The organism is Mycolicibacterium moriokaense (genome assembly GCF_010726085.1).
Lineage (GTDB): Bacteria > Actinomycetota > Actinomycetes > Mycobacteriales > Mycobacteriaceae > Mycobacterium > Mycobacterium moriokaense.
In genome coordinates this window covers 1,151,302-1,173,550 of record NZ_AP022560.1, presented here as the reverse complement: position 1 = coordinate 1,173,550, position 22,249 = coordinate 1,151,302, and the positions used below count along the sequence as shown (strand labels likewise).

The following is a 22,249-nucleotide window of genomic DNA, read 5'->3' as shown; positions in this document are numbered from 1 at the left end:
CATGGCCGTGAAAACGGGTGGGCGGTCGAACCGCACCGTTGTCCAGCTGGCCCGGCCGACCCTGCGCGAGACCATCGCCCGCCTCGCACCCGGGACCGCACTGCGCGACGGGCTCGAGCGCATCCTGCGTGGCCGCACCGGCGCGCTGATCGTCGTCGGCTACGACGACAGCGTCGAGGCGATCTGCGACGGCGGCTTCGAACTCGACGTCCGCTACGCGCCGACTCGACTGCGCGAGCTGTCCAAGATGGACGGCGCCGTGGTGCTGTCCAGCGACGGCAGCCGCATTCTGCGGGCCAATGTGCAGCTGGTACCCGACCCGTCGATCCCAACCGAGGAATCGGGCACCCGGCACCGCTCCGCGGAGCGCACCGCCATCCAGACCGGCTACCCGGTGATCTCGGTCAGCCACTCGATGAGCATCGTGACCGTCTACGTGGCAGGCGAGCGCCACGTGATCCCGGACTCGGCGACCATCCTTTCGCGCGCCAACCAGACCATCGATACGTTGGAGCGCTACAAGGCGCGTCTCGACGAGGTCAGCAGGCAGCTCTCGACGGCCGAGATCGAGGATTTCGTGACCCTGCGCGATGTGATGACGCTGGTGCAGCGGCTGGAGATGGTGCGACGCATCAGTGTCGAAATCGACTCGTACGTAGTCGAACTCGGAACCGACGGGCGCCAGCTCAAACTTCAGCTGGAGGAACTCGTCGGCGACAACGACACCGCGCGCGAACTGATCGTGCGCGACTACCACGCCAACCCGGACCCGCCGACCGCCGCACAGGTCAGCGCGACATTGGAGGAGCTCGATCAGCTCTCCGACAATGAGCTACTCGACTTCACCGTGTTGGCAAGGGTTTTCGGCTACCCGTCGACGGCCGAGGCGCAGGATTCGGCGATGAGTTCGCGCGGATATCGCGCAATGGCGGGCATTCCGAGGTTGCAGTTCGCGCACGTCGACCTGCTCGTGCGTTCGTTCGGCTCACTGCAGGGACTGCTGGCCGCGAGCGCGACCGATCTGCAGAACGTCGAGGGCATCGGGTCGATGTGGGCGCGCCACATCCGAGAAGGCTTGTCGCAGTTGGCCGAATCGACGATCGCCGACCGACTGGCTTAACCCACCGCGGCAGGCGGCGGCGCGCCCTCGGCGGGCGGCGGAGCCGGAGCGGGCGCGGCCAGCATGAACGGGACCGTCGCCGAGCGCAGATTGCCCAGTTGGACCACCAGGTTGTACGTCCCCGGCCCGATCGGTTGACGCGGCAGCGGGCAGCCCGGTGCCGAACCCATACCGGTCCAGGTCACCTCCGTCGTGACCTGCTCGCCGGGCTGGAACGTCTTGACCAACGTCTCGTTCGACGGTGCGCAGTCCAGGTTCGACCACAGCCGCGCGTTCTCCAACGAGTAGACGTAGGCGGCCAGGACGGCGGCGCCGACATCGCGCTTGCACGCCACCAGCCCGATGTTGGTCACGACCATCGTGAACTTCGGCTGATCGCCGACAACGTACTGCGGCTGATTGGTGATGCCCTTGACGGCCAACGTGGAGTCCGGGCAGTCGTCGCCCTCGTTGAGCACCGGCGGGGGCGTGACGGCCGCGGTGGGCGTCGGGGTCGGCGGCGGCGCGTCCTGCGGCGGCGGCTGGATCGGGGTCTTGACTTCGGGGTTCTCGCCCGGCAGCGGCGTGGGGGGTGCGGCTGCGGGCGGGGCAGGCTGCTCAGCTGCGGTGTTCTCGGTACCGGTCGTGGACTGCACGATCACGACCACCAGCGTTGCGATCAGGCCGATCACGACGACCGCGATGCCCAGCGCCAGTGCTCGGCGACGCCAGTAAATCTGCGTGGGGAGTGGGCCCTGCGGTTCTAGATCCAGCACAATTCACACGGTAAGGCCAGGTCATGCCTGTTCGGCCGAGGTCGCTCGGCGTGTCGCGCGTCAGCCTTCGCCGATGTCGCCGAGATGCTCCCGCAAAACCGCGCGGCCGTCGGCCAGCTGGTAAGTCAGGCCGACGATCGCCAGGGTCCCGTCTTCGATCCGCTTGGCGATGGCGGTGGAGCGGTTGAACAGCTGTGTGCCGGTCTCGATGACGTGTCGCGCTTCGAACTCGTCGACCCTGGTCAACCCGTCGCGGCGGCCGAGCAGGATCGACGGGGTCACCCGCTCGACCACGTCGCGAACGTAACCGCCGGGCACCATGCCGCCGTCGAGCGCCGACAGGGTCGCCTTCACCGCGCCGCAGCTGTCGTGGCCGAGGACGACGATCAACGGCACGTCGAGCACGGTCACGGCGTATTCCACCGAGCCGAGCACCGCGGAGTCGATGACGTGGCCCGCGGTGCGCACCACGAACATGTCGCCGAGCCCCTGGTCGAAGATGATCTCCGCGGCCACCCGGCTGTCGGCGCAGCCGAACACCACAGCGGTAGGCGTCTGCCCAGTCGCGAGGCTGGCGCGATGCTCGATCCCCTGGCTCGGGTGCAGAGGCTTTCCCGCGACGAAGCGCTCGTTACCCTCTTTGAGTGCTTTCCACGCGGTCACTGGGCTGGTGTTGGGCATGACCGACATTGTGCCTCAGCTGCTCGATTGGTATGGCCGCGCACAGCGCGACCTGCCCTGGCGGCGGCCGGAAGTCACGCCGTGGCAGATCCTGGTCAGCGAGTTCATGCTCCAGCAGACGCCCGTCGCACGGGTCGAGCCGGTCTGGCTGGCGTGGATCGCGCGCTGGCCCACCCCGTCGACGACCGCGGCGGCCAGCCCAGCCGATGTGCTGCGCGCCTGGGGGAAACTTGGCTATCCGCGGCGCGCCAAGCGGCTGCACGAGTGCGCGACGGTGATCGCCACCGAGCACGACGACGTGGTGCCGTCCGACGTCGAAACACTGTTGACGCTTCCTGGCATCGGCGCGTACACCGCGCGAGCCATCGCCTGCTTCGCCTACCGCCAGCGCGTGCCCGTCGTGGACACCAACGTCCGTCGGGTGGTGGCACGGGTGGTTCACGGCCGCGCCGATTCCCCGGCATCCGTACGCGACCTCGACGACGTCGCCGCCCTGCTACCCGATGGTCCTGATGCGCCACAGTTTTCAGTGGCACTGATGGAACTCGGGGCGACGGTCTGCACGGCGCGGTCGCCGCGCTGCGGTGTGTGTCCGCTGACTACGTGCGCGTGGCGTGCCAACGGATTTCCCGAAGCGACGACGCCGGTCCGCCGGACACAGCGTTACGCCGGAACCGACCGCCAGGTGCGCGGCCGGTTGCTGGATGTGTTGCGCGACAACGATTCTCCGGTGCCGCGGGCTCAACTCGACCTGGCCTGGCTGAGCGACACCGCGCAGCGGGATCGTGCGCTGGACTCACTTCTGGTCGACGGCCTGGTCGAGCAGACCGCAGACGGGCGTTTCGCCCTTGCCGGAGAAGGCGAATAGCTAACCTGGATTCGTGGCAGTTACCGGATCGGGGGCGCCGCGGACTCGCTACGCATCACGTGGCGACTTGGACATCGCCTATCAAGTACTCGGCGACGGCCCTGTCGATGTGGTCTTCATGCCGGGGCCCTTCATCCCGATCGACTCCATCGACGCCGAGCCGTCGATGTACCGGTTCCACCGCCGAGTGGCGTCGTTCTGCAGGCTGATCAGGTTCGATCACCGCGGCATGGGTATGTCGTCGCGGATCGGGTCGGACAAGATCACCCCGGCCTGCTGGGCCGAGGACGTCGTCGCGGTGATGGATGCCGTCGGCTCAGAGCAGGCAACGATTTTCGCGTCGGGGTTCACGGCGATGAGCGCCCTGTTTCTTGCGGGCGACCGACCGGAGCGGGTGTCCAAGTTGGTGATCGTCAACGGCGCGGCGCGGGCGCTATGGGCGCCGGACTACGAGGTGGGTTCGCGGTCCACTGCGGCGAGTCCGTTCACGACGGTCGCGATCGAGCCGGACGCCGTCGAGCGGGGATTCGACGTGCTGGCCTACCTGGCACCGTCGGTGGCCGACGACGTCGCATTCCGCACCTGGTGGGATGCCGCGGGTAATCGCGCGGCGTCGCCGAGCATGGCCCGCCGATCCAGCGCGGCGCTCGCCGAGGGCGACGTGCGCGACAAGCTGGCGCACATCACCGCGCCGACGCTGATACTGCATCGGCGCGATGCCGCGTTCGTTTCGGCGGGCCACGGCCGATATCTGGCCGAACACATCGCGGGCGCCCGCTACGTCGAACTGCCCGGTGCGGACGCACTCTACTGGGTGGGCGACAGCGCACCGATCATCGACGAGATCGAAGAGTTCATCACGGGTTCGCGCGGCGGCTCGGAAGCCGAACGCGTCTTGACCACAATCGTATTCACCGACATCGTCGGGTCGACCCAGCGCGCGGCGGCACTCGGCGATGACCGGTGGCATGCCCTTCTCGACAACCACGACACGCTGATCCGTCGCGAGCTCGAGCGGTTCCGCGGCATCGAGGTCAACACCGTCGGCGACGGATTCGTCGCGATGTTCCCCAGCCCCAGTGCGGCCATCCAGTGCGCCTCGTCGATCGTCGACGCCATCCGGGTGCTCGGCATCGAGGTGCGTGCCGGCATCCACGCGGGCGAGGTCGAGGTGCGCGGTGACGACATCGCAGGCATGGCGGTGCACATCGGCGCGCGCGTTTCGGCGTTGGCGGGGGCCAGCGAGGTGCTGGTGTCGTCGACGGTGCGTGAGATCGTCACGGGCTCACGGCTGAGTTTCGACGACCGCGGCGAGCACGACCTCAAGGGTGTGCCGGGCCGGTGGCGGGTGTACGCGCTCGTCCGCGACTGAGTGCGGTCAGGCGCTGGCGGCCTCGTCCTCTTCCGTAGTGGCACAGGAGAACCGGCGCCGGTAGTCCGACGGCGTCACCCCGATGATCCGGCGGAAGTGGTGGCGCAGCAGGGTCGCCGTTCCGAAACCGGAACGCTCGGCGATGCTGTCGACGTCGAGGTCGGTCTCCTCCAGCAGGGTGCGCGCATAGAGCACACGCTGATCGGTGACCCACTGCATCGGTGTGCGGCCGGTCTCCTCGACGAACCGACGCGCGAACGTGCGCGCCGACATGTGCGCGCGCGCAGCCAAACTCGCAACGGTGTGCGGCTTGTCGAGGTTCGCCAGGATCCAATCCAGATGCGGCGCAAAGCGTTCCGAGCACCGCACGGGTATCGGCTGGTCGATGTACTGCCGTTGGCCACCGTCACGCTGCGGCGGCACCACCATCCGGCGGGCAATCTTGTTGGTGACCTCGCTGCCCAGTTCGCGACGGACCAGGTGCAGGCACGCGTCGATGCCCGCTGCGGTGCCCGCGCTGGTGATCAGATTTCCGTCGTCGACGAACAGCACGTTGCGGTCGACCTTGGCGGTCGGATACTGGCGGGCCAACTCGTCGGCATGCATCCAGTGGGTGGTGCACGGCCTACCGTCGAGCAGTCCGGCGGCGCCCGCGACGAAGGCGCCCGAGCACACCGTGAGGATGATCGACCCCGAATCCGCGGCGGCCCGAACGGCCTCCAGCGCCTCGGGCAGATAGTCCGAACCACCGATCGCGGGGATCGCCACGAGATCGGCGCCGACCAGATCGTCGAGTCCGTGGTCTGGGATGAGTGTCGCGCCGACGGACGTCCGCAGCGGCTTGCCGGGCTCGGGTCCGCACACCTTGAAGTCGAAGTTCGGCACCCCGTCCGTTGACCTGTCGATTCCGAAGACCTCGCAGATCACGCCGAACTCGAAAATCGCTAGACCGTCCAGCACCAGCGCCGATACGCTCTTTATTGCCATGGCAGCATTTTATCGCAAGGTGTCTCTCCTGCCACTGTTGGCGGGATCTTTATCAGCGGAGCATTACTGCCATGACCACTGCACTCACTTTCCTGATCCTGATCTCCCCCGTTGTGGTGGCAACGGTCCTCAGCTGGGCCGCCCATCGCAACGGTTCCCTGCGACTGCGGATCGACCAGTTCCGACTGGCCGGGCCCATGTCGGGGGGTTTCGATGACGACCGCGACGCGTTCCGCATCGACCATGACGCCGAAGCCGTGCGCACGCGGTTCGAGCAGCAACCGTCCTGGCCGGCGTCAGGGGCTTTGAGCGAGCGTCGCTAGGAACGACTCGACCGCTTCCCGGTAGACCTGCGGCGCATCGTCGTGGATGAGGTGACCGGCGCCGGGCACGTGCAGATACGTGGTTCGGTAGCCGGTCTCCGCCATTTTGCGCATCTGCCCCTCGGGGGTGACCGAGTTGTCGGCCTCCATCAGCAGCGTGGGCACCCGCACCCGCGACCACTGCTCCCAGTAGTCGCGGGTGCCCCATTCGGCGGCGATCTCGATCCACGTCTTCGTGTGACCGTGTAGTCGCCAACCCGTGGCGGTCCGGTCGAACGCCTCGAGAAAATACTGTCCGGCAACCGGACCGAACTCGTCGTAAACCCTTTGCGCCGTGCCGAATTCGACCGGCAGCGCATGTAGCCAGGGCTCCCACGGGCCGGTGGTGCGGCCGCGGAAGTCGGGCGCCATGTCTTCGACGACGAGCGCGCGCACCAGCTCGGGCCGACAGGCCGCCAGGCACCACGAGTGCAGCGCACCCATCGAGTGACCCACCATGACGGCCGGCGATCCCAGCGTCTCGACGGCCGCGCCGAGGTCTGCGACGAATCGTTCGGTGCTGATCGGGTACGGATCGGCCACGTCGCGCCCCCGGTGCCAAAGCGCGTCGTAGGTGTACACCGCGCCGAGCCCGGTGAGCCACGGCAGCTGCCGCGACCACGTGCTGCCCCGGCCCATCAGACCGTGGACCAGCACCAGCGGCTCACCCTGCCCGCCGCGGGCGGTCAGGCCGCTTTCTGCGGACGGTTGCATGCCGCAATGATGCCTTCAAGGCGCATGGCGTCTCGTTCGGTAGCCTGAACCGCATGCCTGTGGTGAAGATCAACGCAATCGAGGTACCGCCCAACGCCGGTCCCGAGCTGGAGAAACGGTTCGCCCACCGCGCGCACGCCGTTGACAACCAGCCCGGATTCCTGGGTTTTCAACTGCTGCGCCCCGTCAAGGGCGAGGACCGCTACTTCGTGGTGACCCAGTGGGAGTCCGAGGAGGCGTTCCAGGCGTGGGCGAACGGCCCCGCCATCGAGGCGCACAAGGGACAGTCCACGAACCCTGTGGCCACCGGCGCGTCGCTGCTGGAGTTCGAGGTTGTCTTGGACGTTGCAGGTCAGAAGGCGTAGCGCGCACCGCGTGACGCGCCTGCTGGTTGCCGTCGCGGCGGTGGTCGCGCTCGCGACCGGCTGTACCAACAGCGCAACTCCGGTCCCGGTGGCCGACGCCACCTACGGCGTGCCGATCGAGATCAACACCCCACAGGGGCTGCGCGCCAAGCAGACCCTCGACATGCTCAACTCCGAGTGGCCCATCGGCACGGTCGGCGTGCGCACGCTGGCGGCCCCCGAACAGGTCAACGGCGTCACGTCCGCGATGGGCAACCTGTGGCTGGACCGTCCGATCACGGCCACAGGCATCGACTACAGAGCGGGCGAGGCGACACTGCACGTCGTGACGTCCTACGGCGTCGCGCAGGACATCGAACTTCGCACCAACGATGAAGGTCTCGTCGACCGCTTCGAGGTGACGCTGCAGAAGCCGGTGATCAACACCTGGCGCGACATCGACACCGAGCTGGCGAAGACGGGCGCGCGGTATTCCTACCAGGTGTCGAGGGTCGACGACGGTAAGTGCTCGAGTGTCGCGGGTACCAACACCGAGCTTTCGCTACCGCTGGCGTCGATCTTCAAACTCTATGTGCTGCTTGCGGTTGCGGACGCCGTCAAGGCAGGCACCCTCGACTGGGACGACCAGCTCACGATCACCGAGGAGGTGAAGGCCGTCGGATCCGCGCGCCTCGAGGAGCTTCCGCCCGGTGCCCACGTCTCGGTACGCAAGGCGGCGCAGGAGATGATCTCGGCGAGCGACAACATGGCGACCGACCTGCTGATCGGGCGGCTGGGCCCTGGCGCCGTCGAGCGCGCGCTGGTGACCGCGGGCCATCACGACCCGGCGAGCATGACGCCTTTTCCGACCATGCACGAGCTGTTCTCGATCGGCTGGGGCAAGCCGGACCTTCGCGAGCAGTGGAAGCATGCGACTCCGCAGGTGCGGGCGCAGCTGCTGGAGCAGACGAAATCCCGTCCGTACGAACCGGATCCGGTGCGCACCAACACGCCGGCGTCCGAGTACGGCGCCGAGTGGTACGGCAGCGCATCCGACATCTGCCGCGTACACGCGGCACTGCAGGCCGCGGCCGTCGGTGAGGCCGCCCCGGTGCGCGACATCCTTTCCGCGATCCCCGGTATCTCGCTGGACGAGTCGAAGTGGTCCTACATCGGGGCCAAGGGCGGAAATCTGCCGGGGGACTTGACATTCAGCTGGTACGCCGTCGACCGGACGGGCCAACCGTGGGTGGTCAGCTTCCAGATGAACTGGCCGCGCTTTCGCAGTCAGACCGCCGCGGGTTGGCTGCTGTCGGTTGCGCAGCGGACCTTCGATCTGATCCCCGTGGCGTCCTAACGCTTCGACCGCAGTGACCACGCGTGGCCACGGAAGTGCATCATCGTGCGGCTCACCGGTTCGATGTCGATGCGCCAGAACGACTTCGGCGGTGCATCCAGTGCGATCACGATCGCGGCGCGAATGACGGCGGGATGTGTGACGGCGACCAGCCGGGCCCGGCGCGCCGTCAGCGAATCCATCCAGCCGCGCACCCGCTCGATCAGATCGACGACGGACTCGCCGCCGTGCGGCGCGCGCGTCGGGTCCGTCAGCCAGATCGCCAACTCGGCGGAGTCCACTCCGCCGAGCACATCGCCGCGCCAGCGGCCGCAGTCGAGGTCGGCGAGCCGGGTGTCGACGGCCGCGTGCAGGCCCAGTAGTTCCGCGGTCTGCCGGGTGCGCTTCTCGGGTCCGCAGAAGGCGCGCTCGGTGACTCCGAGGTCGATCGAGGCGTCGACCTGGCGATGGCCGACCGAGTTCAGCGGCTCGTCGGTGGGGAAGCGTCCTGCTGCCATCGCATCCGTCATGGCATGCGATACGAGTGTCAGCCGGACGACCTCACTCACTCAGGAGGCCTCACGCCGCGAGGCGCTCCTGCCGCTTCTCGCCGAGCAGCTTCGCCGCCATGGCGCCGAAGGCCAGACCGATCGTCGCGTAGATGACGACCTGGTTCCCCAGTGAGAAGAGCCGGAAGTCGTAGAGGACGTCGGCGGGGAAGCCCTCGTAGACGATGGTGCCCGCGTCGTCGAGCAGCGGTCCCGGCGTCTCTTCGATGGCCGGGAGTACCAGCATCAGAACGGCCGTGGCCACGATGTAGGACCCCGCAGCCACCAGCGCCGCGTTCCACGCCCCCAGCCTGTCGCTCAGCCGTCGCCCCAGATACACCGCGGCAACGAACAGCGCGGCCGACAACGCCACCATCAACAGATACAGCAGCGTGCGCTGCTGGATCGTCTCGTCGAGGCTCAGCGCCGGCGGGCTGGGCGGGTACTTCAGCGCGGGAACGATGAAGAGGCTCACCAGCATTCCGGCGGCGACGTACAGCGACAGCAGTCGTGCGGAGACGTCGCCGACCCGCCCGTACGCCACGGCGAACACCACAGCGAACAGCGCGCCGATCGCGACGCTGAACAGCAGCACGCCAAGGCCCATCCCGATGTTCATTTGCACGGCGCGAGTGAAGCCTTCGAAGGCGCCGTCGCCACCGTGGTCATGGCCGGCCGCAGCCCCCGACAGCGCCTCACGTGCCTCGCCGATGCCGTCCTCGTAATCGATGGCCTTCTCGATCGTCGGCTCGATGAAGATCCGGGAGAAGATGAACGAAAGCACCCCGGCCAGGGCGCCGGCCAGCAGGCCGCGCCAGATGATCTGCTTTTCCATGTGCCCGGCGTCAGTGACAGGGGAAGCCGAGCAGGTGCCGGGCGTCGTGCACGAACTCATGGACGACGGTGTTGCTGCCGAACACCGACGTCGCGCCCTGATCCATCCCGATGAAGTACATGACCAGCAGGGCGAAGAACGCGGTGAGCGTCAGCCAGACCGCCGCCTTGGTGGCGGAGAAGTCGATTGGGCGGGCCTGAGATGTCAGGGTCTTGCGGGCCTCTGGAGAGGTCATGGATCAGGATCCTTCCCGGGATTGCGCGTCCCAGCTTCAGGTGTTGACGACTGACGTCGGGTCTGACTTCACACAGTGGCGCGACCGTTCTGGATTCTCACCAGATTCCTTCGCCCGTCGATTACATCAGCATCCTAAGCAGACGGTCCAGCGTTCGGCGACCCCACCTAGAAAGGCCCCGAGACCGTGATGGTCTCGGGGCCTTTCCTGCCGTTCGATTTACTCGGCGGTGGTCGCTCCTGCGGCGCCGGCCTGAGCCAGGTCCGGCTCCTCCACCGTGGCCGGCTTCTTGGTGCCGGTGAAGGTGAAGACCGCGTCCTCGCCCGCGCCCTCGCCGTCCCAGTTGTCGACGTCGACGGTGACGAGCTGGCCGGGGCCGACCTCCTCGAAGAGGATCTTCTCGGACAGCTGGTCCTCGATCTCGCGCTGGATGGTGCGCCGCAGAGGCCGCGCACCGAGCACGGGATCGAAGCCGCGCTTGGCCAACAGGGCCTTGGCCTTGTCGGTCAGTACCATGTCCATGTCCTTGCCCTTGAGCTGCTTCTGGACCCGGCCGATCATCAGGTCGACCATCTGGATGATCTCGTCGCGAGTCAGCTGGTGGAAGACGATGATGTCGTCGATGCGGTTGAGGAACTCCGGGCGGAAGTGCTTCTTCAGCTCGTCGTTGACCTTCTGCTTCATCCGCTCGTAGTTGTTCTCGCCGCCACCCTGGCTGAAGCCGAGGCCGACCGCCTTGGAAATGTCGGACGTGCCCAGGTTCGACGTGAAGATCAGCACGGTGTTCTTGAAGTCGACGGTGCGACCCTGACCGTCGGTGAGACGGCCGTCCTCGAGGACCTGCAACAGGCTGTTGTAGATCTCCTGGTGCGCCTTCTCGATCTCGTCGAACAGGACCACCGAGAACGGCTTGCGCCGCACCTTCTCGGTGAGCTGGCCGCCCTCCTCGTAGCCGACGTACCCCGGAGGGGCGCCGAACAGCCGCGAGGCGGTGAAGCGGTCGTGGAACTCGCCCATGTCGATCTGGATGAGCGCGTCGTCGTCGCCGAACAGGAACTCCGCGAGCGCCTTGGACAGCTCGGTCTTACCGACACCGGACGGGCCGGCGAAGATGAACGAGCCCGAGGGCCGCTTCGGATCCTTCAGCCCAGCGCGGGTACGCCGGATGGCCTTGGAGACGGCCTTGACGGCGTCCTCCTGGCCGATGATCCGCTTGTGCAGCTCCTCCTCCATGCGCAGCAACCGCGTGGTCTCTGCCTCGGTGAGCTTGAACACGGGGATGCCGGTCCAGTTACCGAGCACCTCGGCGATCTGCTCATCGTCGACCTCGGCGACGACATCGAGATCACCTGAGCGCCACTGCTTCTCGCGCTCAGCGCGCTGCGCAACCAGCTGCTTCTCCTTGTCACGGAGGCTGGCGGCCTTCTCGAAATCCTGCGCGTCGATCGCGGATTCCTTCTCACGGCGAGCCTCGGCGATCTTCTCGTCGAACTCGCGAAGGTCCGGCGGAGCGGTCATCCGGCGGATGCGCATCCGGGCACCGGCCTCGTCGATCAGGTCGATCGCCTTGTCCGGCAGGAACCGGTCGTTGATGTAGCGGTCGGCCAGCGTGGCCGCAGCCACGATCGCGGGATCGGTGATCGAGACGCGGTGGTGTGCCTCGTATCGGTCGCGCAGCCCCTTGAGGATCTCGATGGTGTGCTCGACCGTCGGCTCGCCGACCTGCACCGGCTGGAACCGGCGCTCCAGGGCGGCGTCCTTCTCGATGTACTTGCGGTACTCGTCGAGCGTGGTGGCTCCGATGGTCTGCAGCTCGCCGCGTGCCAGCTTCGGCTTGAGGATGCTGGCGGCGTCAATGGCGCCCTCGGCGGCACCTGCGCCGACGAGCGTGTGCAGCTCGTCGATGAACAGGATGATGTCGCCGCGCGTGTTGATCTCCTTGAGCACCTTCTTCAGGCGTTCCTCGAAGTCACCGCGGTAGCGGCTGCCCGCCACCAGGGAACCCAGGTCGAGCGTGTAGAGCTGCTTGTCCTTCAGCGTCTCTGGGACCTCGCCGTGCACGATGGCCTGCGCCAGGCCCTCGACGACTGCGGTCTTTCCGACGCCGGGCTCACCGATCAGCACCGGGTTGTTCTTGGTGCGCCGGCTCAGCACCTGCATGACGCGCTCGATTTCCTTCTCGCGGCCGATGACCGGATCGAGCTTGCCCTCCATGGCTGCGGCGGTCAGATTGCGACCGAACTGGTCGAGCACCAGCGAGGTGGACGGGTTGCCCGCCTCGCCACCACGTCCGCCGGTGCCGGCTTCCGCGGTCTCCTTGCCCTGGTATCCGCTCAGCAGCTGGATGACCTGCTGACGCACCCGGGTCAGCTCGGCGCCGAGCTTTACGAGCACCTGAGCGGCCACGCCCTCGCCCTCGCGAATCAGGCCGAGCAGAATGTGCTCGGTGCCGATGTAGTTGTGGCCGAGCTGCAGCGCCTCGCGCAGCGACAGTTCCAGCACCTTCTTGGCGCGGGGGGTGAAGGGGATGTGCCCGGACGGCGCCTGCTGGCCCTGGCCGATGATCTCCTCGACCTGGCTGCGAACGCCTTCGAGCGAGATGCCCAGCGACTCCAGCGACTTGGCGGCTACACCCTCGCCCTCGTGGATGAGTCCCAAGAGGATGTGCTCGGTCCCGATGTAGTTGTGGTTGAGCATCCGGGCCTCTTCCTGGGCCAGGACGACAACCCGACGCGCACGGTCGGTAAATCTCTCGAACATCGGTGGTTACCTGCTCTCCATCAATAGACTCGGCGCCTTGCACTTGTAGAAGTGCACGCACCTGCCATCCACTCTAATGGGCGACGGTCGGAGACGCCCCGCCTCCCGGTCTGCTCTGAGAGGAAGTGTGCGGTTGACGTACCCAGGCGCTCGTAGTTACCAACGTTCGAGCGGCAGGTTTGTTTCCGCTGATTCGCTGCAGCGGTTTCGCGGCCCGCGAAACGGGCCCTCAGGTGGCCGCTAGGTCGCCGCGTGGAATGCGTCGATGACGTCCGCCGGGATGCGCCCGCGGGTCGACACATTGTGGCCGTTGCGGCGGGCCCACTCGCGGATCGCGGCGCTCTGCTCGCGATCGATCGCAGCGCGTCCGCGCCCTGAACCTGCCGACCGGCCGCGGCGGCGTCCACCGACCCGGCGTCCGGCCTCGACCCATTGCTTCAGGTCGTTACGCAGTTTTGCGGCATTTTTCGAAGAAAGGTCGATCTCGTAGGTGACCCCGTCCAGCCCGAATTCAACGGTTTCATCGGCCGCGCCTTCGCCGTCGAAATCATCGACCAACGTGACGGTCACTTTCTTCGCCATTACCCCACCACGCCCTTCTCGGCAACACCCTGGTTCATTGGATAAATTCGACCCCCGGGTTCAATCTGCCATATTCAGACAACGCATTCAACAAGATCAGAAATTTGGCTGATCAGTTGCTATGCCGGCGAACAATCGGGAACAAAACTGTCTCGCGAATCGAGAGTCCCGTCAAAGCCATCAACAATCTGTCGATACCCATTCCGGTCCCCGTCGAGGGCGGCATCGCATACTCCAGGGCCGCGAGGAAGTCCTCGTCCAGCACCATGGCCTCGTCATCGCCCGCGGCGGCGGCCCGCGCCTGGGCCTCGAACCTTTCGCGTTGGATGACGGGATCGATGAGCTCCGAATAGCCGGTGGCCAGCTCGACGCGTCGAATGTACAGGTCCCACTTCTCGGTTACGCCTTCGATGCTGCGGTGTGACCGCGTCAGCGGCGTGGTTTCGACCGGAAAGTCCCTGACGAAGGTCGGCGCCCACAGCTTCTTCCCGACGGTGTGCTCCCACAGTTCCTCGACCAGTTTCCCGTGCCCGTAGCCGCGGTCCCGCGGGATCTCCAGACCCAGCCGATCGGCTGTCTCCCATAGGTACTCGGCGGTGGTCTGCGGGGTGATCTCCTCACCGAGCGCTTCCGACAGCGATGAATACATTTGAATTGATTCCCATTCACCGTCGAGGTCGTATACGCTGCCATCAGGCAATGGCACCTGCCTGGTGCCGATCGCCTCATCGGCGACCTCCTGAATTAGCTCGCGCGTGACGATGGCGGAATCGTCATACGTGCCATAGGCCTGATAAGTCTCGAGCATTGCGAATTCCGGAGAATGCGTCCAATCCGCGCCTTCGTTTCGGAACACGCGATTCAACTCGAAGACCTTCTCGAAACCGCCGACTAGGCAGCGTTTCAGGAAAAGTTCGGGGGCGATGCGAAGGTAGAGATCGGCGTCTAGGGCGTTGGAATGCGTGACGAACGGCCTGGCCGCCGCACCGCCGGCGAGTGTCTGCAGCATCGGCGTCTCGACCTCGAGGAACCCGCGCCGCTCCAGCGCCGAACGCACGGCGCGCACCACGGCGACCCGCTGACGCGCGATGGTCCTGGCCTCCGGGCGGACGATCAGATCCACATAGCGCTGCCGTACGCGGGATTCTTCGCTCATCTCTTTGTGAGCGACGGGAAGCGGACGCAGTGCTTTTGAAACGATCTGCCACGAATCAGCGAGCACCGACAATTCCCCGCGCCGCGAGCTGATCACCTCACCGTGAACGAAAACAATGTCGCCGAGGTCGACGTCGGACTTCCACGAGTCCAGCGATTCCTGACCGACCCGGTCGAGGCTGATCATCACCTGCAGTTGTGTGCCGTCGCCCTCTTGCAGTGTCGCGAAACACAATTTCCCGGAATTGCGCGCGAACATCACGCGGCCCGCAATTCCGACGATGAGGCCGGTTTCTTCCTCCGGCTCCAGGTCCGGATAGGTCTGGCGAATCTCGAGGAGGGTGTGCGTACGCGGAACTTCGACCGGATACGGATCCCGCCCCTGCGCCAGCAGACGCTCCCGCTTGCCCTGGCGGATTCGGTACTGCTCAGGGATATCGGTTTCGGGCGGGTCAGGTGCGGTCACGACTGGCCAGCTTAAATCAACGCGTGGACACCCCCATCAACGCAGCGGCGGTCGGCGCCCTCGCCGAGGAGCCGCTCGACTGGCGCTTCAAGGCTCTGCCTGCGTCGTGGTGGGGCCATACCCCCGCCGACGTGTGCGCGGCATCACCCCGGCTGCTCGAGGAGGGCGCCGTCGGCCCGATGTGCGTGCTGCGCGCCGACGCGTTGGCGCACAACGTTGCGGCCATGGCGCAGTGGTGCCGGCAGCGTGGCGTCGAGCTTGCGCCACACGGTAAGACGCACATGTCCCCTCAGCTGCTGGCGCGGCAGCTGGAGGCGGGCGCGTGCGCCGTTACCGTCGCCACCGTCAGCCAGACCCGTATCTTCCGTGCGTTCGGCGTGACCGATGTCGTGCTGGCCAACGAGCTGGTCGACGAGGCGGCGCTGCGCTGGCTGGCCGCCGAACTCGACGCGCATCCGGACTTCACCCTGGTGTGCTGGGCCGACTCGGTGCGCGGCGTCGAGCTGATGACCTCGACGCTGGCGGCGGCGGGTGCCGTGCGGCCGGCGGACGTGTGCGTCGAGGTGGGCATGGCACGCGGCCGAACGGGCTGTCGTGGGGCGGACGCCGTCGACGAGGTGGCCCGCGCAGTCGTCGCATCGCCGCGGCTGCGGCTGGTCGGTGTGGCGGGCTACGAGGCGGCGCTGGGTCACGATGTGACCGCCGAGGCGGTAACCCATGTCCGGTCCTATCTGGCCGACATCCGCGCCGCGGTACTGCGGCTGGCGCCGATCTTCGAAACCGACGACGTGATCGCGACGGCGGGCGGCAGCACGTATTTCGATGTGGTCGCCGACGAGCTCACCGGATGGCCTGCGGGGCTGCGCGTGCGGACGGTCCTGCGCAGCGGGTGCTACCTGACGCACGACGACGGCCTCTATCGCCGCACGTCGCCGTTGCGGGACGGCCTGCGGCCGGCGCTGAGCGTGTGGGCGCAGGTCGTGTCACGTCCCGAGCCGGACCTCGCGATCGTGACGATGGGGCGCCGCGACGTGTCCTTCGACCAGGATCTGCCGGTCCCCCAGGGTCTTCCGACGGCACGCGTCGTCAAGCTCAATGATCAGCACGCGTACCTACGGCTTGGCGACGAGCGCGTGGAGGTCGGCGACTGGCTGGAGTTCGGGATCAGTCACCCGTGCACCGTCTTCGACAAGTGGCCGATGATCCCGCTGCTCGACGGGGACGGCCGCGTCGTCGACCTGATCCGCACGTTTTTCTAGTGATTTCGGCGTGCTAAGTCTCGCTGAGCGTGACCCAGCACGCCGAAATCGCTGAATTAGCGCGCCTGCTTGAGGCGGCCGCGCTGGCTGTCGCGGTTGCGCTCGAACACCAGTCGCAGGCCGTCGAGAGTGAGATGCCGGTCGTAGTGCTCGACGGTGTGCAGATCCGGAAGAACCAGTGGCGCACCGTGCCCGGTGGCCACGACGGTGATGTCGTCGCCGCCGAAGCCGTCGACGTCCTCGCGGATGCGGTTCACCAATCCGTCGACCAGGCCGGCGAATCCGAACACCGCGCCTGCCTGCATGCATTCGACGGTGTTCTTGCCGATGACCGACCGCGGCCGCGTCAGCTCGACGCGGCGCAACGCCGCCGATCGCGCGGCCGCGGCGTCCGAGGACACCTGCACGCCGGGAGCGATTGCGCCGCCGAGAAATTCACCCTTGGCCGAGACGACGTCGACGCAGATCGAGGAACCGAAATCCACGACGATCGCGGCGGTACCGTACTTGTGGTAGGCGGCCAGGCAGTTGACGATGCGGTCGGCGCCGACCTCTTTGGGGTTGTCGACCAGCAGGGGTATACCGGTGCGCACCCCAGGTTCGATGAGCACGTGCGGCACCGACGGCCAGTACTGCTCTAGCATCACGCGCACCTCGTGCAGCACTGATGGCACGGTGGACAGTCCCGCGGCTCCCGTCAGCCGTTCGGCGTCGTCGCCGATGAGGCCGTCGATGGTCAGCGCCAGCTCGTCGGCGGTGACTTCGGATTCGGTGCGAATCCGCCAGTGGTGCACCACTTTTGCGTGATCACCCGAGCCGGACACCAGCCCGACGACGGTGTGCGTGTTACGAACGTCGATTGCGAGCAGCATGAATCACCGCGGCGACATCAGCTCGGACGCGTCCGCCGGCACATGGGCGGGATCGTGACCGAGGTCGATCTGCTTGTTATCGGCGTCGACGAAAACCACTCGCGGCTGGTACCTGCGCGCCTCGGCGTCGTCCATCGCGCCGTAGGCGATCAGGATCACCAGGTCGCCGGGATGCACCAGATGCGCTGCCGCACCGTTGATCCCGATGACGCCGCTGCCGCGTTCGCCGGTGATCGCGTAGGTCACCAGTCGTGCACCGTTGTCAATGTCGACGATCGTGACCTGCTCACCCTCGAGCAGGTCGGCGGCGTCCATCAGATCGGCGTCGATGGTCACCGAGCCGACGTAGTGCAGGTCGGCCTGGGTCACCGTGGCGCGGTGGATCTTCGACTTGAGCATGGTCCGTAACATCAGTTCCTCCAGGGTAGTTCGTGCTCGTCGTACTCGACATGGGGCCCTGGTCCGGATGGCACTCCGATGTCGACGGCGATGTTGTCCAGCAGTCGGGTTCGTCCGAGCCGGGCGGCGATGAGCATGCGCGCCGCGCCCTCGGCGGGTGCAGGCCCCAGCATCGGGTCGCGCACCTCCAGGTAGTCCACATCGATGGCAGGCACCTCGTCGAGCACCGCGCGGGCGGCGTCCAGCGCGGCGGTCGAACCCTCGCCTGCGGCGTACATTCCGGCAAGCAGCGCGGCCGAAAGCGCGCCCGCCTGTTCGCGTTCGACATCGTTGAGGTAGCGGTTGCGTGACGACATCGCCAGGCCGTCCGCTTCGCGGACGATCGGCACTCCGACGATCTGGGTATCGATGTCGAGGTCGGCGACCATCTGCCGGATCAGCGTCAGCTGCTGATAATCCTTCTCGCCGAAGAACGCGCGGTCCGGGTGGACGATGTTCAGCAGTTTGAGCACAACGGTCAGCACGCCGGCGAAATGTGTTGGCCGCGCGGCACCTTCGAGTTGTTCACCGAGCGGTCCCGGATGGACGGAGGTGCGGGTGCCCTGCGGGTACATGTCGGCGACCGTCGGGGTGAAGGCGATCTCGACCCGTTCTTCACGCAGGGCGGCGAGGTCGTCCTCGAGGGTGCGCGGGTATGCGTCGAGGTCTTCGTTGGCACCGAACTGCAACGGGTTCACGAAGATCGACACCACCACGACCGCACCCTGGACCCGCTTCGCCGACCGGATCAGCGTCAGGTGCCCCTCGTGCAGCGCACCCATCGTGGGCACCAGCATCACCCTGCGGCCGGTCGCGCGAAGGGCTTTCGTGACGTTCGAGACATCGCGCGGCGCGGAGTAGACGTTCAGCTCGCCCGCATTGAACTGTGGCTTCGCGGTGGTGATCATCGTGTTGCCTCCGTGAGCACCGCGAGCACCTCGTCGGGAGCATGCGCACGCTGTGCGGTACGCAACGAGTTGGTTCGATATGCCTGTGCGAGTTGAGGATCGACCTCGGTCAGCGCCTCCAGATGGCGTGCGATCGCGTCGGCGTCCCCGCGGGCGACCGGACCGGTCAGCGCGCTCTGACCGCGCGCCAGCGCATTCTCCAGCGATGCGCGCGCCAGCGGACCGATGACCCGTTCGGCGATGCCTCCCGGTGCGTCACCGACGATTTCCTGCCCGAGCAGTTCCTGTCCCCACAGCGCGGAGCGCAGCGCCTCGACCGCGTCGAGCAGCACGGTGACGACGTGGTTGCTCGCATGCGCCAGGGCGGCGTGATACAGCGTGCGCGCATCTTCGCGGATGCGGAACGGTTCGCCGCCGATCTCCAGCACCAGCGACTGTGCGATCGCGTATCCGACTTCGTCGGCCGCTGTGACGCCGAAGCAGGTGTCGGACAGGCGGACGATGTCCTCGTCGGCACCGGTGAAGGTCATCGCGGGGTGGATGGCCAGCGGTATGCAGCCCTGCTCGGTCAGCGACGCCAGCACCCCGATGCCGTTGGCCCCCGATGTGTGCGCCACGATCGTCCCCGGCCGAACCGCATGGGTCTTCGCCAGTCCTGAGACCAGGCCGGGCAGCGCAGCGTCGGGGACGGCCAGCAGAAGCAGTTCGGCACGGCCGGCGACCTCGTCCACCGGCAGCACCGCGGTGTCGGGCAGTCGGCGCTGCGCACGCTCGCGCGACGCATGCGAGATGGCGCTGCACGCGACGACGACATGCTCGGCGCGCTCCAAGGCCACACCGAGCGCAGTACCCACCCGACCAGCGGAAACAATGCCGATCGTGAGCCGCGCCGGGCGGAATCCGTCAGAGGGGGTCCCCATTGAAACCACGCAGACGACCTCGCTGAATGTCGAGAGTTTCTTCGTTCCGGTCCTGCAATGCGGGTACCGGACGGTCACCGAAGCCTAGCTCACTCCTCGCGACGGCGACGACGCCCGCCCCCCGAAGGGGTGGCCTGCAGCCGCGCCAGGAGCTCGGCGACCGTCTGTCCGCCGCTCCCGTCCTCGTCGGCACTGCGGTGTCGCGACCTGCGCGGCTCGGGCTCCGGCTGAGGCGGCACAGGGGGCTTACCCGGATCGACGACCTCGGGTCCCACCGAGTGCCTGCCGCGCGGCGGCTCGGACGGTGGTGTCGACATCGCGGGTTCCGGATCGGACTCGCGGGCGCGTCGCCTGCCGACGTACTCCTCGGAGGATCCGTTGTCGGTCGGCTGTTCCGCAGGCGCCACCCAGTTGCTGCCCGGTGCCCCCGCCGGAATAAAGCGACCTTCGGCGGGTGCGGGCTGCCAGTCGGATACCGGCTCCGGCTCGGGTGGTGGAGGCGCCGGCTCGGGCGCCTTCGGGGGTTCTTGCCCTACGGGCCAGGAGAATTGGGTGGTGCGCTCGTTGTCGGTGGGCGGCGGGACCGACGGCGTGGCCGCATAATGTGCGGCTTCATAATGTGCGGCTGCGCGTTCCGCCTCGCCCGCCCTGCGGTGCGCACCGCCAGGACCGGCCGGCGGCACCCACTCGTACTCGGGCGGATGCGGTTCCTCCGGCACGTCGATGATCGGGCTCTCGTCGGTGTGGAAGTCGGTCTCGACGCGGTCTTCGGTGTCGATGCGGCTGGCGGTGACCCGGCCCGCGGGCTCCGGAGTGGGCGCCCATTCCCGGTCGGTTTCCAGTGCGGGCCGGTGCGAAAGGTCGGCGTCGAACAGGATCTCCAGGTTGGCGCGCAGCGCGGCGAGTTCGGCCCGCAGGCCGGCCACCTCGTCGGCCGCCTGCGCGCGCAGTTCGGATACCAGTTCGCGGCGCAGCTGCGTCTCCACCGACAACTCGTACTCGCGGCGCGCGGAGATCTCACGATCCAACTGGAGGTCGTAGACGAGTTTGAGGTCGCGAACCTTCGCCTGGTCGATATCGCTCTGTCTGCGGTAGATGACCGACACGAACGCCGCCACCACCGCCGCCCAGAGCGCCAGGATGACAGCGAGTTTCAGCAACTCGACCCGGTTGGTGAACACAAGGGCAGAACTGGATCCGATTGCGAGTACCAGCAACACCGTCAGCAGCACCCAACCGGGCCGACGCGCGCTGCGCCGAGGCCTGGCGCTGCGGGTCGGTTCGGTCATGGGGCGACTGTACCCGCCACTGGTCACTCCGCGTGTCGTCCTCGGCGGCGATTCGGCCGCCCGACGATCGAACCAGTTACTCCGTTGCGCCATCAGGGTTGTCGGGCGGCTCAGGCGGAGACTTGCAGCAATGCTGGAGCCACAGCGCGGCGACCACGAGCGCCAACGCACACGCGGCGGCCACCACGGCGCCCGCGGTGTCTTCACCCGCGACGCGCAACGTCGAGCGCCGCGGCAGGAGGTAGGCGACCACGCCGAGCCACCAGCCGAGCACCAGCGCCCCCACCCACGCCGAGGCCTTGGCGATCAACACGGATCTCGCGACGGCGAGCGGATGCAGCCAGCCGGGTCCGTCGCCGATCTGCCCGTCGTTGATCTTGGCTCGCACGTAGAACGCCCAGCCCGCCAACACGATGGCGACCGCCAGCAGCGACACCCCCGACAGCAGCGTGATGGGCGGAAAGTACCGGTACAGCACCACGACGAGGAGGTAGCCCACCACCGCGGCAAGCAGGGTCGCGGCGGTGAGATCGCGTTTCCGGGTCGGACCCATCAGCGCAGAACCGAGTCGGTCAACCGGACGCCGTCACGGTCGGCGGGATCGAGTTCGGCCACCAGCTTCTCGACGGAGCTTCGCTCGCCGGCCACGGTCAGGACCGCGGCGGGCTCGACGGCGAGCCACGGCACGAGCACGAACGCGCGCTCGTGGGCCAGCGGATGCGGCAGCGTCAGCTCAGCGTCGTCGGAGGTGACCTCACGACCGCCGTCACTGCACATGACGAGGTCGACGTCGAGGGTGCGCGGACCCCACCGCTGTTCGCGCACCCGCTGCGCCCCCCGCTCGAATTCCTGCGCGCGGCGCAACCATCCGTGAGCGTCGAGGGTGGGATCGTCGGCGAGCACCACGGCGTTGAGGAAGGCGCCCTGTTCGACACCGCCCCACGGATCGGTCTCGTACACCGGCGACACCGCGCGTACGGCGTCGCCGAGGCCTTCGACGACGGCCCGCAGCCGCGCCAGCCGATCGCCGAGGTTCGACCCGATCGACAACACCACGCTCGTCACGGGTTACCCCGTCCGCCGCGCCGGGACCGACGCGCCACCACCGCGACGTCGCTGAAGCTCAGCGGGATCGGAGCGGACGGCTTGTGCACCACCACCTCGACGGCGTGCACACGCTGATCGGACATGACGTCATCGGCGATCTCGCCGGCGACGGTCTCGATCAGATTGCGCGGCGGGCCCGCAACGATATCGGCGGCCCGCAACGCCAACGTGCCGTAGTCGAGAGTGTCGGCCAGGTTGTCGCTCGCCGCCGCGACGTCGAGGTCGATCCACACTGTGATGTCGACGACGAAGTCCTGGCCGTCGCGCCGCTCATGTTCGAAAACACCGTGGTGGCCGCGAACGGTCAACCCGCGCAACTCGATTCGATCAGCCATG

General features: G+C 67.3%; 25 protein-coding genes. 7 read left to right on the top strand and 18 right to left on the bottom strand.

The features are described from left to right. Position 1: 1 nt before the first annotated feature. Positions 2-1,120: a DNA integrity scanning diadenylate cyclase DisA gene (gene disA, locus G6N43_RS05660; RefSeq protein WP_083155081.1), complete on the top strand. Its 1,119-nt coding sequence runs from the start codon at positions 2-4 to the stop codon at positions 1,118-1,120. Here disA and G6N43_RS05655 read toward each other — a convergent pair. Then, positions 1,117-1,875 carry a hypothetical protein gene (locus G6N43_RS05655; protein ID WP_163658020.1) on the bottom strand — a complete coding sequence of 253 codons (759 nt, stop codon included), beginning with the start codon at positions 1,873-1,875 and terminating at the stop codon, positions 1,117-1,119. The two genes, disA and G6N43_RS05655, sit on opposite strands and share 4 nt — an antisense overlap. A gap of 60 nt (positions 1,876-1,935) precedes the next feature. Next, on the bottom strand, positions 1,936-2,556 hold the full coding sequence (locus tag G6N43_RS05650; RefSeq protein WP_083155399.1) for a carbonic anhydrase: 621 nt from the start codon (positions 2,554-2,556) through the stop codon (positions 1,936-1,938). Here G6N43_RS05650 and G6N43_RS05645 point away from each other — a divergent pair. Both G6N43_RS05645 and G6N43_RS05640 read left to right on the top strand, forming a co-directional pair. Beyond that, a complete protein-coding gene (locus tag G6N43_RS05645) occupies positions 2,555-3,424 on the top strand; it encodes an iron-sulfur binding domain-containing protein (RefSeq protein ID WP_083155083.1) in 870 nt (289 codons plus the stop codon). The genes G6N43_RS05650 and G6N43_RS05645 overlap by 2 nt on opposite strands. A gap of 13 nt (positions 3,425-3,437) precedes the next feature. Next, positions 3,438-4,796, top strand: coding sequence for a bifunctional lipase/adenylate cyclase LipJ (locus tag G6N43_RS05640; protein ID WP_083155085.1), 1,359 nt, complete (start codon positions 3,438-3,440; stop codon positions 4,794-4,796). Positions 4,797-4,802: 6 nt separating this feature from the next. Here the strand turns inward: G6N43_RS05640 and G6N43_RS05635 are convergent, their stop codons facing one another. Continuing rightward, positions 4,803-5,783 carry a helix-turn-helix domain-containing protein gene (locus G6N43_RS05635; RefSeq protein ID WP_083155087.1) on the bottom strand — a complete coding sequence of 327 codons (981 nt, stop codon included), beginning with the start codon at positions 5,781-5,783 and terminating at the stop codon, positions 4,803-4,805. 71 nt (positions 5,784-5,854) lie between these two features. Here G6N43_RS05635 and G6N43_RS05630 point away from each other — a divergent pair, with 71 nt between their 5' ends. After that, the gene (locus G6N43_RS05630; protein WP_083155089.1) at positions 5,855-6,106 is read left to right on the top strand and encodes a hypothetical protein; all 252 of its coding nucleotides are present in this window, start codon (positions 5,855-5,857) and stop codon (positions 6,104-6,106) included. Here G6N43_RS05630 and G6N43_RS05625 read toward each other — a convergent pair. Then, entirely contained in the window at positions 6,080-6,859 is a 780-nt protein-coding gene (locus G6N43_RS05625) for an alpha/beta fold hydrolase (protein ID WP_083155091.1), read from the bottom strand. The genes G6N43_RS05630 and G6N43_RS05625 overlap by 27 nt on opposite strands. Before the next feature lie 53 nt (positions 6,860-6,912). Between G6N43_RS05625 and mhuD the strand changes: the two genes are divergently transcribed. Together mhuD and G6N43_RS05615 are read left to right on the top strand one after the other, a co-directional pair. Next, on the top strand, positions 6,913-7,224 hold the full coding sequence (gene mhuD / locus G6N43_RS05620; protein ID WP_083155093.1) for a mycobilin-forming heme oxygenase MhuD: 312 nt from the start codon (positions 6,913-6,915) through the stop codon (positions 7,222-7,224). Next, a complete protein-coding gene (locus tag G6N43_RS05615; RefSeq protein ID WP_083155095.1) occupies positions 7,193-8,560 on the top strand; it encodes a serine hydrolase in 1,368 nt (455 codons plus the stop codon). The genes mhuD and G6N43_RS05615 overlap by 32 nt, the downstream gene beginning before the upstream one ends. On the opposite strand, the gene G6N43_RS05610 is transcribed toward G6N43_RS05615, so the two are convergent. The 6 genes from G6N43_RS05610 to lysS form a co-directional block, all read right to left on the bottom strand. Further along, positions 8,557-9,108, bottom strand: coding sequence for a histidine phosphatase family protein (locus tag G6N43_RS05610; RefSeq protein ID WP_083155097.1), 552 nt, complete (start codon positions 9,106-9,108; stop codon positions 8,557-8,559). The genes G6N43_RS05615 and G6N43_RS05610 overlap by 4 nt on opposite strands. 10 nt (positions 9,109-9,118) lie before the next feature. Further along, positions 9,119-9,922 carry a CbtA family protein gene (locus G6N43_RS05605; RefSeq protein WP_083155106.1) on the bottom strand — a complete coding sequence of 268 codons (804 nt, stop codon included), beginning with the start codon at positions 9,920-9,922 and terminating at the stop codon, positions 9,119-9,121. A gap of 10 nt (positions 9,923-9,932) precedes the next feature. Next, entirely contained in the window at positions 9,933-10,157 is a 225-nt protein-coding gene (locus G6N43_RS05600; RefSeq protein WP_083155109.1) for a CbtB domain-containing protein, read from the bottom strand. A gap of 219 nt (positions 10,158-10,376) precedes the next feature. Further along, positions 10,377-12,917 (bottom strand): ATP-dependent protease ATP-binding subunit ClpC, encoded by a 2,541-nt coding sequence (clpC1, locus tag G6N43_RS05595; protein WP_083155112.1) that lies wholly within the window; start codon positions 12,915-12,917, stop codon positions 10,377-10,379. A 240-nt stretch (positions 12,918-13,157) separates the two neighbouring features. Further along, the gene (lsr2, locus tag G6N43_RS05590) at positions 13,158-13,499 is read right to left on the bottom strand and encodes a histone-like nucleoid-structuring protein Lsr2 (RefSeq protein ID WP_083155115.1); all 342 of its coding nucleotides are present in this window, start codon (positions 13,497-13,499) and stop codon (positions 13,158-13,160) included. A gap of 112 nt (positions 13,500-13,611) precedes the next feature. Continuing rightward, entirely contained in the window at positions 13,612-15,120 is a 1,509-nt protein-coding gene (lysS, locus tag G6N43_RS05585) for a lysine--tRNA ligase (protein ID WP_083155117.1), read from the bottom strand. A 23-nt stretch (positions 15,121-15,143) separates the two neighbouring features. On the opposite strand from lysS, the gene G6N43_RS05580 reads away from it, so the two are divergent. Next, on the top strand, positions 15,144-16,379 hold the full coding sequence (locus G6N43_RS05580; protein WP_083155120.1) for an alanine racemase: 1,236 nt from the start codon (positions 15,144-15,146) through the stop codon (positions 16,377-16,379). A gap of 56 nt (positions 16,380-16,435) precedes the next feature. Here the strand turns inward: G6N43_RS05580 and G6N43_RS05575 are convergent, their stop codons facing one another. From G6N43_RS05575 to folB, 8 genes are all read right to left on the bottom strand, one after another. Then, positions 16,436-17,251, bottom strand: coding sequence for a type III pantothenate kinase (locus tag G6N43_RS05575; RefSeq protein ID WP_083155122.1), 816 nt, complete (start codon positions 17,249-17,251; stop codon positions 16,436-16,438). A gap of 3 nt (positions 17,252-17,254) precedes the next feature. Further along, positions 17,255-17,662 (bottom strand): aspartate 1-decarboxylase, encoded by a 408-nt coding sequence (panD, locus tag G6N43_RS05570; RefSeq protein WP_083155125.1) that lies wholly within the window; start codon positions 17,660-17,662, stop codon positions 17,255-17,257. Beyond that, on the bottom strand, positions 17,662-18,597 hold the full coding sequence (gene panC, locus G6N43_RS05565; protein ID WP_083155127.1) for a pantoate--beta-alanine ligase: 936 nt from the start codon (positions 18,595-18,597) through the stop codon (positions 17,662-17,664). The genes panD and panC overlap by 1 nt, the downstream gene beginning before the upstream one ends. Further along, entirely contained in the window at positions 18,594-19,517 is a 924-nt protein-coding gene (locus G6N43_RS05560; protein ID WP_083155131.1) for a Rossmann-like and DUF2520 domain-containing protein, read from the bottom strand. The genes panC and G6N43_RS05560 overlap by 4 nt, the downstream gene beginning before the upstream one ends. Positions 19,518-19,606: 89 nt before the next feature. Beyond that, the gene (locus G6N43_RS05555) at positions 19,607-20,806 is read right to left on the bottom strand and encodes a DUF6779 domain-containing protein (RefSeq protein ID WP_179967971.1); all 1,200 of its coding nucleotides are present in this window, start codon (positions 20,804-20,806) and stop codon (positions 19,607-19,609) included. Positions 20,807-20,882: 76 nt separating this feature from the next. Further along, complete coding sequence (locus tag G6N43_RS05550) at positions 20,883-21,359, bottom strand: DUF3180 domain-containing protein (RefSeq protein WP_083155137.1); 477 nt, start codon at positions 21,357-21,359, stop codon at positions 20,883-20,885. Next, positions 21,359-21,871 carry a 2-amino-4-hydroxy-6-hydroxymethyldihydropteridine diphosphokinase gene (gene folK / locus G6N43_RS05545; protein ID WP_083155142.1) on the bottom strand — a complete coding sequence of 171 codons (513 nt, stop codon included), beginning with the start codon at positions 21,869-21,871 and terminating at the stop codon, positions 21,359-21,361. The genes G6N43_RS05550 and folK overlap by 1 nt, the downstream gene beginning before the upstream one ends. Further along, positions 21,868-22,248 carry a dihydroneopterin aldolase gene (gene folB, locus G6N43_RS05540; RefSeq protein WP_083155146.1) on the bottom strand — a complete coding sequence of 127 codons (381 nt, stop codon included), beginning with the start codon at positions 22,246-22,248 and terminating at the stop codon, positions 21,868-21,870. The genes folK and folB overlap by 4 nt, the downstream gene beginning before the upstream one ends. Between the last annotated feature and the right edge of the window lies 1 nt (position 22,249).